7 protein-coding genes are annotated in these 13,022 nt (G+C 46.8%); 2 read left to right on the top strand and 5 right to left on the bottom strand.

Going from position 1 to position 13,022, the window contains the following annotated elements; translation table 11 throughout:
• Positions 1-162: 162 nt before the first annotated feature.
• Positions 163-1,164, bottom strand: coding sequence for a zinc-binding dehydrogenase (locus ACHKAR_RS19350; protein WP_395419033.1), 1,002 nt, complete (start codon positions 1,162-1,164; stop codon positions 163-165).
• A gap of 118 nt (positions 1,165-1,282) precedes the next feature.
• Positions 1,283-1,675: a hypothetical protein gene (locus ACHKAR_RS19345; RefSeq protein WP_395419032.1), complete on the bottom strand. Its 393-nt coding sequence runs from the start codon at positions 1,673-1,675 to the stop codon at positions 1,283-1,285.
• A gap of 228 nt (positions 1,676-1,903) precedes the next feature.
• On the opposite strand from ACHKAR_RS19345, the gene ACHKAR_RS19340 reads away from it, so the two are divergent.
• On the top strand, positions 1,904-3,628 hold the full coding sequence (locus tag ACHKAR_RS19340) for a T9SS type A sorting domain-containing protein (RefSeq protein WP_159581465.1): 1,725 nt from the start codon (positions 1,904-1,906) through the stop codon (positions 3,626-3,628).
• Positions 3,629-3,700: 72 nt separating this feature from the next.
• On the opposite strand, the gene ACHKAR_RS19335 is transcribed toward ACHKAR_RS19340, so the two are convergent.
• Positions 3,701-6,562 (bottom strand): M16 family metallopeptidase, encoded by a 2,862-nt coding sequence (locus tag ACHKAR_RS19335; protein ID WP_395419031.1) that lies wholly within the window; start codon positions 6,560-6,562, stop codon positions 3,701-3,703.
• A gap of 287 nt (positions 6,563-6,849) precedes the next feature.
• Complete coding sequence (locus ACHKAR_RS19330) at positions 6,850-10,350, bottom strand: CotH kinase family protein (RefSeq protein ID WP_395419030.1); 3,501 nt, start codon at positions 10,348-10,350, stop codon at positions 6,850-6,852.
• A 326-nt stretch (positions 10,351-10,676) separates the two neighbouring features.
• On the opposite strand from ACHKAR_RS19330, the gene ACHKAR_RS19325 reads away from it, so the two are divergent.
• Positions 10,677-11,873: a T9SS type A sorting domain-containing protein gene (locus ACHKAR_RS19325; protein WP_395419029.1), complete on the top strand. Its 1,197-nt coding sequence runs from the start codon at positions 10,677-10,679 to the stop codon at positions 11,871-11,873.
• Between the two features lie 5 nt (positions 11,874-11,878).
• On the opposite strand, the gene ACHKAR_RS19320 is transcribed toward ACHKAR_RS19325, so the two are convergent.
• The gene (locus tag ACHKAR_RS19320) at positions 11,879-12,628 is read right to left on the bottom strand and encodes a TylF/MycF/NovP-related O-methyltransferase (protein WP_395419028.1); all 750 of its coding nucleotides are present in this window, start codon (positions 12,626-12,628) and stop codon (positions 11,879-11,881) included.
• Positions 12,629-13,022: the final 394 nt, after the last annotated feature.

The following is a 13,022-nucleotide window of genomic DNA, read 5'->3' as shown; positions in this document are numbered from 1 at the left end:
AAATGGTAAAAAAATCTGGTAAAAGGAAATACGAAGGACTCACTTAAGGCTGAGCCGTAGGTTCTTGCAGTGATAGCTCTACTTGTATGAGCTTGTGTGAGGGTTTGGGTTTGAATGGATGATTAGGTGAAAAAGGGTGGATAGTCCACCCTTTTTGCGGTTTTACGCCCAGATTTGAATCACTATTTTACCAAACTGATCGCTGGCGTCCATCCTGTTGAATGCTTCATTGATTTGTTTTAATGGATAAACGGCATCTATCACGGGGTGAATCTTTCGATCGGAAAACAGCTTCAGCATTTGTTCAAATTCCTGACTGGTACCCATGGAGGTACCATGGATGGATAGTTGTTTCCAGAAGATTACCCGCGGGCTGAGGTGTTCAATGTTTCCGGCAGTTCTTCCAAACAGCACAATTCGGGCACCAGGGTTGGCCAGCTCTGTCAGGTATTTGAAGCCCGGCCCACCGGCACTGTCTATGATCACATCAAAGCCACCCGACAAGTCCTGCAATTGGGCCGGCCAGTGGGTTTCTTTATAGTTGGCTCCACCTTTCGCTCCCAGTTTTACGGCTTTCTGGATTTTGGACGGATCACCTGAAGTCACATAAACACTGGCTTCGGCCGCCACGGCGAAACTGAGCGCCATAAGCGCGGCACCCCCACCAACACCGGTTATGAGCACGGACTGTCCAGGCTCAAATTCGCCCCGGGAGAAGAGTGCTCTATAGGCGGTGAGTCCTGCCAGGGGTATGGCAGCGGCTTCTTCAAACGATAAATGGGGAGGTTTGGTAAAGACATACGCTTCCGGGATACTGATGTATTCTGCAAAAGTGCCATCCGTGGGAAATCCGAGGATCTGATAGTCGGCACCCTGAACCCTTGGGTTCAGTCCCCAATCCATTGAGGAATTAATGATCACTTCATCACCTTTTGAAAAACGGGTAACTCCTGAGCCAACACTTTCTACTACTCCGGCTCCATCTGATCCCATGATGATGGGAGCGTCCTTTTGTAAGTTCTTTTCTTTCAGAGACCAAAGTTCGTGATGATTGAGGGAGGCGGCCTTTAGCCGGATGAGTACATCTGACTCGGAGACTACAGGGTTTGGCACCTTCTGATATTCCAGACGGTTGGTTTGCTGGTTGAGGACTATTGCTTTCATATAGATTAAAAAATAAGGGGTTGTTGTAAATAAGCGATTAAACCCCGTGGACATCTTAGTTAGTTCCCGGAAAGCAATAGCGGGAGGTCAAACGTTCCTGATTTTTCTGTGTGCTTGTTTAGTCCTGGGATTTTACAGGGCTCCAGAAGAGCAAGGCTCCAAAAGCCGTAGCGAATACAGCATAAACGATGGCTACCACCCAAATAATAGCGGGTAAGTCGGAGTTGCCAGTAAGAGATTTCATGAGGGCCAGTGCGGCTATGGCATAATGGCTGGAATTGGCCACAGCCACCGGTCTGTTATAGATTCCTCCGATTCTGGCCGTTTTAGTCATCCAGTTGAGCATACCAAACCCAAAATAAAGTGCACCCAATAGTTGTAAGACAAGGGTGAGGGCGGGAGTTCCCTCAGCGCTAATGGACAAGAGGATTTCCTCTGGAGCGAATGTAAGTGCGATGCCTGCTAGGGCTAAGGTGACGGCACTAAGGGTCATGAGTATTTTTGTTTTCATCTGTCTGGGTTTATCACCAAACATACAGAAGGAGGATCAATTTCAATGTAGTTGGTGCTGTTTTTAGCTAGTAAATAGGTTTTTCATGAAAGCTCTTATCTTCTATATGAGGGGATTCAACTATTTATAGGCCCCATTCAAAGAATATATCCATTTAAACCATAAAGAAGTGCGATTTTGCATATCACAACCAAGCTTAAATTAGTGAAAAAATCTTTTCTAGTCTTAATGATATCTTTTATTACCATTGGCCAGGGTGCAGCGCAGTGCTTTGGTACAGGTAACGAAACGGACTATGGTGCCGGCAGCTGGATAGGTTATATCTATGAAGGCGCAAATAATTACACGACCAATTACAGAGGGAGGGTCAGTGCTACTGAAAATTTTGATACCGATTTTTGTGGAGGTCCTGCGTGTACCATTACCACCAACACATGTACTCTCACTGCGGAGAATTTTTCTGCAAGGTTCAGAATGACACAGACTTATGCCGAAGGAATCTATGGAATCACCATTGGTGGAGATGACGGGGTGCGACTTAGCATCGATGGAGGAGCTACGTATGTTTTGCAGGATTTTGGATATCATGCTTATCAGACAGTTTATACAGAGGTTAGATTATCAGGTACTTATAATTTGGTATTTGATTATTTTGAAGGAGGGGGAGACAATCGCGCGTCTATCCAAATCACCTATATCGGTACGGAAACTGGTGGACAGATAGGATCCGATCAGGATATTTGTGTGTCAGGTACCGGGGATCCTGATGCTTTCACCAGCAACATTGCGGCCCTATACGCCTCAGGGGCCACGCCCAACTATCAGTGGGAGGTATCTCCTGATGGAGGTAGCTGGTCTGATGTAGCTGGAGCTACTGCCGAAACCTATGACATTCCTGCCGGCTACACAGGACTGAACTACTACCGCAGGAGTGCAGAATCGGGTGGTGTGACTGTCTATTCCAATACCCTTACAGTTCAGCTTACCTCCAGGTCTGGAGACGATACAGCTGTGGGATCAGGTAGTTGGATAGGTCATGTCTATGATGGAGTGAACAATTTTGGGAACAACTACAAAGGAGATATCTATGAGTCGGAGATATTCGACGAGAGCTTTGGGGGCGATAATGTAACCTCCAGTACGTCAGGTTGTGACTACCAAACGGAGACATTCACGGTACGTTTTGAAATGCTTCAGACCTTTGAACATGGGCTGTATGATTTCCAGATTGGAGGCGATGATGGAGTTCGTTTGAGTGTGGATGGAGGAAGTACCTGGGTGATTGACGATTATTCTAATCACGGTTATCGGACTGCTGATGCCTTCAATGTGGAAATGAATGGATCTCACCATTTGGTATTGGACTATTATGAAGCTGGCGGAGGCAACAGGGTTACTTTTAGCTACACACAACAAACATTGTTACCAGTGACCTATTTGTTTTTGAAAGCAGAAAATGAGGGCTTTTCAAATGTAATCAGATGGGCTACAGCCACGGAGATTGATAATGATTTTTTTGAAGTACAAAAGACCGCAGATGGTGAAAGCTGGGAGGTGATAGGCGAGGTGTCCGGTCATGGTACTTGTAAGGAAGTGACTAATTATGAGTTTACAGACTCGAATGTTTCACCTGGTGTGAGTGTGTACTACCGATTAAAGCAAGTGGATTTTGATGGTCAGGAAGAATACTCAAGCCTGGTACGTGTGGGTTTGGCGTATACAGAAATATCCAGTCTGTCTATCTATCCGAATCCGGCTGTTGATCAGGTGAATATTCACTGGCCTGGTTTCATACTGAAGGAAGTAAAGATTTTCAACCTGGCAGGCGTGCTGGTCAGATCATCCAATGAGATGCAAATAGGATTGGATGGTCTGGAACCGGGGTATTACCTGATTAGAGTCACAGACCCTGAACATGAAGAAACCTCGGGCAGGCTGATCATTCGCCAGTGAGGCAAAGGGTTCAATCAAAAAAGGGCTGCCGCGAAAATCGCGACAGCCCTTTTTTGATAAATGATAGGGAGTCTATTTCTGAGTGTCTATTTTACCATCCTCTATTACATCACCCTTCTCATTGAGGTCAATGATGTCGTATCCCAGTTTAGCAAGTTTCGGCCTGTTAGTAGCAGCATCACCCACCACCAGGATATAAAAATTATCATCTTTCAGGTATTTCTTAGCCAGAGTGTTCAGCTCCTTTTTGGAAACGTTTCGGATGATTTTATTTTGCTCATCCACAAAGGTTTTATCGAGATCATAATGGTTGATCCTTCTCAGGAATCGAGCTTTCTGACCAGGGGTTTCATAGTCAAGTGCATCACGCTGACCAATAGCACTTCGCATAAAGGCAAGTTCACTGTCTGTCATCCCGTTGATGCGGTAGTTGGAGATTTCCTTCATGAATTCAACCACTGCACTGTCGGTGGTATTGGCCTTCACCCCAGCTGAGGCCGTGTACGGTCCCGGATCATCGTCAGAGGAGAAATATCCGCGGGCGCCATAAGTCCAGCCCTTGTCTTCTCTCAGATTCAGGTTGATTCGGCTATTGAAAGCACCTCCCAGTGGGAAGTTCATCAGGTAGGACTTGAAGTAGTCTCCAGTGGCATCATAAGACATATCTGTCACATAGCCGATCCTGATTTCGGACTGAGGCGCATCCACTTTGTCCACCATATAAATGGTGGTTTTACCGGAAGGCTTGGCTTTCGGAAGCTCAGGTATTTTCACTTCTTTGGCCTCCCAGGTTTTCAGAAATTCCATTTTGGCCAGCACGGTTTTACGGTCTATGTCACCTATGATGGCCAGCTCAGAAACAGACGGAGAGTAGTAGTTGTCGTAGAAGTTTTTGACATCCTCAAGGGTAATGGCGGCTACTGTCTCTTCTATTCCGCTATTGGGTACAGAGTAGATGTGTTCATCACCATAGAGCAGTCGGTCAAAAACGAGGTTGGCGATCGCTCCGGGGTTTTTCTGCCCGGCTTTGATTCCTTCCAGCTGCTGGTTCTTCAGTCTGTCAAAGTCTTCCTGATTGAATGCAGGTCTTTTCAATACTTCATCCATGAGCTCCAGTGTACGATCCAGATTTTTCACCAGTGTACTGGCCGAAATGGTGGTCTGCGAAGTGCCGGCGTAGACACTGATGTCACTACCTATTTTTCTAAGCTCTTCCTGAATCTGCTCCGAAGTATAGTTTTGGGTAGCTTCATTCATGAGTCCGGCAGTAAGTGAGGCCAGCCCGGACTTCTTAGGGTCATAGGCGTCCATTTTGTGACCTCCGTTGATGGTCAGCTGGATCTCTACAACAGGGATCTCATCTGTCTGGGTGCCAATTACCTTAATGCCATTGGCCAATTCTTCTTTCCAGAAGTCAGGCACTTTGATAGTAGGATTGGGGCCGAGTTCTGGTCGCTTGCTTCGGTCAAATTTGTCTCCCTTAGGTCTGGAATAGCTGAGGCCAGAGTAGTCTGTGGTAGGAAATGCACTTTCACCGGAAGTTGGTATTTCGTAATTATCCGGTTGGGCCGGAGCAGTTTCAGCATCGGGGATTACACTTTGGATCACTCCTTTTTTATTGTAGATGTACTGGTTGAAAACCCGCATCACATCTTCCTTGGTAATGTTGAGGTATCTATCCAGATCATATTTGATGGCATTGGCATCTCCATAGATGGTTTGATAGTTGGCCAACTGGGAGACTTTGCCACTCACACTGGCCAGGCCATTGATAAGGTCTGACTCGCGGCTGGCCTTGAACTTGGTGATGTCATCATCACTCACTCCGTTTTTGGCAAATTCGTCCAGAATAGCGCGCATTTCCTGCTCAAAAGCTGACAGTGTTTGCCCGGGAAAAGGAAGGACAAACATGGTGAACTCACCGGAGAGTTCACTAGCCGGATGAAATGTAGAGGCCTGAATGGCCTTTTGTGTCAATACAAATTTCTTATAGAAGTAAGAGCTCTTGCCAGTACCCAGGATTTCAGCCAGACAGTCGAGGGGTGCCTCGTCAGGGTGGAAGGCCGGTACCGTAGGGAAGGTGAACATGATCGCTGGAAAGCGAATGTTCGAGTCTACATAAGACACATATCGGTCAGATTTTAATACAGGTGGCTCCAGTTTCATAGGCTCTACCGCAGGACCGGCGGGGATCACCCCGAAGTACTTTTCTACCATGGCCACTACCTGGGTAGGATTCACATCTCCACCCACCGTGAGGGTGGCATTGTTGGGTCCATACCAGCGCATAAAAAACTTCTTAAGGTCATTTACATCTACTCTGTCCAGGTCTTCCAGCTTGCCTATGGTGAGCCAGGAGTAGGGGTGTCCGTAAGGATAGAGTGCTCCGGCAGTCACTTCGCTCCATCTGCCATAAGGCCGGTTGTCGTAGTTCTGACCTTTTTCATTTTTCACGGTAGCACGCTGTACCTCAAACTTCTTCTGGGTCACAGAATCCAGAAAGAACCCCATGCGGTCAGCCTCCAACCACAGCATCGTGGCCAGCTGATTACTAGGCACGGTTTCGTAATAGTTGGTACGATCCCGGTTGGTTGACCCATTGAGGCGGCCACCGGATTCCGTCACTATTTTGAAGTGTTCTTCATCAGCTACATTTTCAGAGCCCTGAAACATCATGTGCTCGAAGAAATGGGCAAAACCTGATTTTTGGAGCTCCTCTCTGGCTGAGCCCACATGGTAGGTTACATCCACATGTACCAATGGGTCTGAGTGGTCTTCGTGGATGATCAGGGTGAGGCCGTTATCGAGCTGATATTTTTTATAAGGGATGACAATCTCATCGCCTGTTTTGGTGACTTCCTCTATGAGCTTCGTCTGGGCAAGAACCGACCAGGAGGCTAAGGAAATGAGTATTAAAAGCAGTGATTTTTTCATAATGTGGTTCTGTTTCAATGGTTTCATCATGTAGCATTTGGGGTTAAAATGCGTTATTTAAAAATTTATCTGGGTTTCAAATGGGTCTCTTGTAGTTCGTTCAGAATTACCGGAGACATTGTTGATTGGTTAATATTAGAGAAAATTGGCTTGTATCCAATCCTAAAAGTGAGGTTTGGGGGATATATGAGGATGAATGGACAAATGACGGATCAATGGCCTTCGTATGCCTGAAGAACAGGCTTTTTCGAAGGCTTACATGAGGACTTTTGACCGTCTCTTATCTGTTATTTTTGTATAAGGAGTTTCCCGTGTTGTACACCCTGCTGTGTGGTGATCTCAATCAGGTATACTCCGCTCTGAAAGGTATTCGGAACTTGCCATTCGAAAGTTACCAATCCGGTTTGCCGAAGGTGGATGGACTCACTGGTTAGCATTTTTCCGGATAAATCGAGTATGCTGAGTGTGACCATTTGATGGTGGGCCTGAAAGCTAAAAGAGACATGGTCACTCGCCGGATTGGGATAGCAAATGACTGTGGTTGATGGTGAGGGTACACTCAGGGTTACTTCCCTGTTGGCATAGCCGGGAGTGCCCCCGTTGGGATGTGCGTACCAGCTTTCGGGCTTGCTATTGTCCAGTAGTGGGTTATCTAGTGCCAAAGAGAAGCCATCACCTGCCGGCGAAGTAGGCCAGGGTGCTGAGGAAAGGTAACATACTTCATCAACGCTTTTTCCTGCGGCATCAAACAAGCGGAGGCATTCACCATCGGATGAAAAACCAAATTCCAGTTCGCCCAGAACATTACTGGCGGTACTGTGAAAGCTGCCATATGCACCCAGGTCTTTGGCGATCACGAGGTATCCTCCGGCCCCAATGACGGTGCCATCAGGGATTTTAAAGCTGTTTTCATCATCACCGTCCCGGAACACCCAGCCTGTGAGATCCATTGCGGCATTGTTCGGATTGTGCAGCTCCACCCAATCCTCGGTATCCAGGTTTTCTCCCGATTTATAGTTGATTTCGTTAATGACAATGTTATTTCTTGAGCCTGATTCAAAAATGGCTGTAACGTTCATGTCCTGAGTGAGATCAAGGAAGATTTCAGGCTGTCTGCCGGTCACATCACCTTCCCATCTGACAAATTTTCCTCCATTGGAAAACGCTGACAGGCACACGGGAACTCCCTGAAAGTAGATCCCTTTCCAATCTTGCTCATCAATCACCAGTGCATTGACCTGTACAGCACCATGGTTGAGGTTGCTGCTGTTCACAGTGAGGGTATGCTCACCGGATAGTCCGAACTGACTCCTGATGTGCTGCCGCATATATTGCGGTCGTTTTTCGGCGAAGGTCTTCATCACGGAAACCTGATACAGCCAGTTATTGTAGTTGCCACCCCAGCGACTCATGTGGTCGGCTATTTCTGTCGCTATTTCATCGCTTAGGGCATTTATTTTGGCGAGCGTCTCTCTTGAAGAGAGGGCAGTGTTCAGCTGGTCAGCAAAGGAATTGATGAACAGGGTTTTGAAATTTTCGTTTTTCAGGAGGTTTCTGAGGAGAAATGTGGACCATGCCGGATTTGGCCAGCCGGGGCCATTGGGATCCATGGCAAAGCTGAGGGTATTATTGTAGTAATTCTCTGCGCCATATACTCCGAACCCAAAATCAGTGTCGTAGGTAATCCACCGCCATTTGGCACCGGGTTTATTTTCCTTCCAGAACTTGATGTTGTTGCCGGGCCAGTCGGTATTGTCAATAAATATGTTGCCGATCTGGTATTGGGCAAAGTTGAATACATCCATATGATTTTGCACGTATTCGTAATGCTCGTCTTTGGTAAGATCGTTATTTTCAATGTAATTGATGAGTTCCCAATAGCTAGCCGGATCACCTTCTACCGATGCTCCGTTGGCTTCCAGGATGATGATGTCGTCAGGATCCAGGTGATGGTGATTGGCCAGAAAGTCTTCATTCACCTTCTCCCTGATGTTCTGTATGCCCCAATATTCACCGTTCAGGTAGAGCACAGCCGGCCGAAATGCCTGATGGTCTACCGTTTCGTGAAACAAGGAGGTCATGAATCCGTCTCGAAACATAGAGGAGTTCCAGTCGTTGCCTGAATTGCGCAGGACGAGGCTGTTGAAGTGATCCATAGAGTGGTCAGGAAATACCTGATAGTCAATGGATGCTGCCCCGTATGACTTTCTCGCAAAGATGGCCAGCGACTTCTGGGCGCTTGCCCGGGACCAGGCCCCAAAAATTTTAACCCCTGCTGCCATACTAAAGGCCTGGGTTCCATTGGGTTCATAGAGTTCGATGTGAATAGGTTTTTCCCAGTCCTGCCAGAAGTTAGCTCCGTAGTGTGGATTGTTTGGGTCGGCGTTTGGCCCCATTACATAGATGCCTTCCTGCTCATCCCAGAGGTGGTACGGATCGGTGGATACAGAGATTACTGGTAACGAATGGTTTGCATTGAAGAGGTAGGTATTGGCCGAAACATTCACCGGGATACTGTTTTCTTTGATCACCACAGCTTTCACCACGGTAGTTTGTTCAATGGTGATGGGGCTGGAGTATAGTATGGCATTATCAAGGGTCGGGTCAGCTCCGGTGGTGGTGTAATAGATGTTTTCAGAGCTCCCCGCAGAGGAGAGGGTCAGCTGAAAGCCATTGGAGAAGACTCCCCCTTTTTTGGAGAAGCTCACCTCTTCTGAGAAGTATTGATAGCCCTGCGTACTGTTGGGGGTTCCCGGTGTTGGTTCTGTAAAATAGCTCAGGGTTTCCAGGTCGCCTGCAGGGTGTCCTATTGAAATATTGGATCGCATAGGGCCGGTGACCAGGGAGTCTACAACAGTTCCATCTGCCCCAAATAAGTAAATGGTTTCACCATCCGCAGAGATTTTAAAGTCCGTGTGAAGACTATTGGAGGGAGCCGTGAGAAACGCAGATAATCCAACCTCTGAGGGACTTTTTTTACCCACTGATAAGAAAGGGATGGCTGTAAGGTCGGAGGACGTGGCGTTAACATTGTGCACCTGTACGCAGAGTACATTTTCTCCGGCCGTTAGAATTGAGCTAAAATCCGATAGGTCAAAGGCTTCGGGACTGCCACCTGAATACAACTGAGCTTCATGATCAGGAGAGGCAAAGGCATCAAAATCCGAGGAAGCGAGATTGCTCCTGGCGATTTCCGTCCCGTTGAGGTAAGCGATAAACCCATCATCATAATCCATGTGTAGAATAACCTGCTCTAGATCTGCCAGATTGCTTATCTGAAAAGTTTTTCGCAAAAAGACCGAACAAGCCTGAGAAAGTACAGTGTTGTCATCATTGTCACCATATCCAAATCCGCTTGGGCCACTCAGCCAGTTGCTGTCATCAAATGATGCAGCGGTCCAATCAGCAATGGGAGCCTGCGGAACGATGTATTTCCAGGTGTCACCCTGGTCAATAAGTGTTTCCCAGTAGAGTGGTGGGGTTTTTCGGTCTTTGTCCGAAGCGAAAATCAATTGATATCCACCCGCCGCGATGGTGACATTGTCAAAAATCCAGGCCTTTTCTTTTTGGTCTGATAAGCCGAAACCCAACAGGTCAACGGCTGTTGTTCCGGCATTGAAGAGCTCCAGCCAGTCAGGAGTGTCACCGTCTTCATCTCTGAGTGTGGTGTTGGAGGCCATGACTTCATTGATGACGATTTGCTGAGCATGGAGTATTTCCGGAAAAACGAGTGCGATGAACAGAGAAAAAACGACGGTTTTTGTACCAGCAGAGAAGTGTGAAATCATTGAGGGTTGAAATATGAATTTCGAAATTTTAAGAAGATAATTTTATAAATCTAGTGAAATACGCGAATCTTTTATGTGTACATTATACACATTAGTGGAAAAATAGTGATTGCTGGTATCTTCTTTTGACCAACTAATTGACTGGTAAAATGAGATAAATCCGAAGAAAGTTTCATTAAAGACTGGCTCCTTTGCGCAGAATAGGCCAAAAGTCAGTTTTGCCGTTTTCTGAAGATAGTTCATCACCGGTATGAGGTACTTTATCGAAATCCTCTTTCAGTTGTATATAAGGTGAATTATATTGATCTCTCCTTACCAACCAAATTATGAGGTCAATACTTACCATATTCATTACGTTATTCTGCTGGGGTGCCTTTGCTGCTTGTCCCAGCCCAACCACTACAGGTAATTTTCTGAACCCATCTGGCCGAATAGATGATCATACTGATCTCGTTTCTGACGACTGTACACTGGATCCTGATGATTATTCCAGTTTAAGAATTAACAACAACCGAACCCTGACGGTGAATGGCAACCTGCTGATAACGGGTAACTTTACCATATATGGGACTTTGGTGGTTAATGGAACGGTGACCATCGAGGGAGATCTCACCATAGATGGAGATGGACAGTTGATATTGAATGGTGGGTCTAGTATGGAGGTGCAGGGAGATATTGACAATGGCGGATTTTTCTCGGCGCTCTTCGCTCCGGCAGGCCAGGGAGGATCAGTAGCGGGAGCGCTTACCGTAGGCAATGACTTTAACAACAACAATGGGGGTGTCATGAATGTAGGAGATGGTGGAGTGATGGATATTGGGGGTGCATTGAATGCCAATCCGGGAAGCTCCATGACGGTGGCTGATGGAGGAACCATGTCTGCCACTACGGTAAATGATCCGGGAGCAACGGTGAGCGGGCCGGATGACTGTAGCGATGGATGCTGTGGGGTGGGATGTGGTGCCTTACCGGTGACTCTTTTATCCTTTAGTGGGGCATATGAGGGTTCTACGGTAGTACTTTCATGGTCCACGGCATCCGAAACGAACAATAATTTTTTCCAAATCGAAAGATCTGAAGATGGCACTGAGTTTGACATAGTGGCCAGAGTGCCTGGCCATGGTAACTCCAAGAGTCTTATTGAATATGAATACAGAGATGAGCATGCGTCGGCCACTGCTTATTACTACCGATTGCTGCAGGTAGATTTTGATGGGGGATACGAATATTTTCCGGCGATTGCGGTTGCCGCCGCCGCAATTCCGGGTGAGCGCTTTTCGGTATTTCCCAACCCCATTACCAGGGGTGATTTGACCATAGTTTGCCCGGAAATATCTCAAAATGAGGTACCCAAAGTCTATCTCTATGATGCCAACGGATCTGTGGTTCTTCACAAATCTCTGGATGCTGAAGGAAGCCGAATGGTACTTGCTCAAGCAGATGAGTCACTCATTCCAGGAGTATACCTGCTCAGGTTGGTTACAGATTCTCAGGCTTATACCAGACGTTTAGTGGTGAAGTGACGGCCTTAGCTGTTTTTCAGGATCATCGCACTTCCCTGCCAGTCCGGCAGCTCCAGTAAAGTTTCAGGAATGGTAGGCATAAACTCATCGAGCGCTTTTCGGATGCCGTCCCAGTTGTGATTGTAATCGTGAATGATGATCACCCCGCCCGGAGATAGTCTGGGATAGAAGTACGCCAAAGCAGCCAGGGTGGGTTTGTAAAGGTCAGCATCGAGGTGTACAAAGGCGTATTGCGATTCCTTCAGGCCTGCAGCTGACTCAGGGAAGTACCCCGGATGAAACTCCACATTATCATTACCATTGATATAGTCTTTGACCATTTCCAGTGAGGTATTTGAAAAGGTGGTGGTGCTGTATTTTTCTTCATCATTTTCAGAGTGAAGATCCGCTTTATGAAAGCCTTCAAAAGTGTCGAAAAGATGCAGCTTCCTTTCGGGATCCATTTCGTGCAATATGTTGGCAGTTTCCCCTTGATAAACCCCAAGTTCTGCAAAAGCACCCGGCACCCCCTGTTTGCGCAGGCGCTCCACCTGAAACCAGAACGTATAGAACCTTACTTTGTCCCGGTAGGTTCTTTCCAGTGTCCGTAGGTTGGCTGAGACCTGGCGCTGGCGGATGGCTTCCTCCCATTGGTAAGGCTTACTGATCTTGTAAGACCACTTGAGGGAGAGTAGGTTATAGCCAAGAAACAGGAGGATCAGGATAAGTAAAATACTAATCAGGTCTATGAGCTCCAGGGTAATGGCAGTGTGCATATGTCCGGCTTTGGTACCCTGCGAAACTAAGGGTTTTAATGGGAATTTTAAGGTAAAAAATGGATCTGCCTGAACCGTATGATTGAGCCTCTGACGTAATTGTCCTTAGCTACAGCTGGCAAAAAGTAGAACCTGCAGAAGACTCATAGTTGGCCCGGTGGATGATGGAATTCTGAGTAATTGTCGCCAAATATAATTATCAGGAGGTAGCAGTACTAATCGGAGATCAATCAATGGTAACAAATATGCTACTCACGAATGCGGGTCGGAGCGTGAGTTGATACAAAAAAACCCACCTCAGGGAAGTGGGCCTTTTTACCGCTCATTTACTGCTTTTATATGATTATTTTCTTGCGTCTTAAGTTCGTAAGTTATGACCAGCGAAGCCCCCGAA

Source organism: Marinoscillum luteum (assembly GCF_044005705.1).
Taxonomy (GTDB): domain Bacteria; phylum Bacteroidota; class Bacteroidia; order Cytophagales; family Cyclobacteriaceae; genus Marinoscillum; species Marinoscillum luteum.
This window is presented reverse-complemented; position numbering and strand designations above follow the sequence as displayed.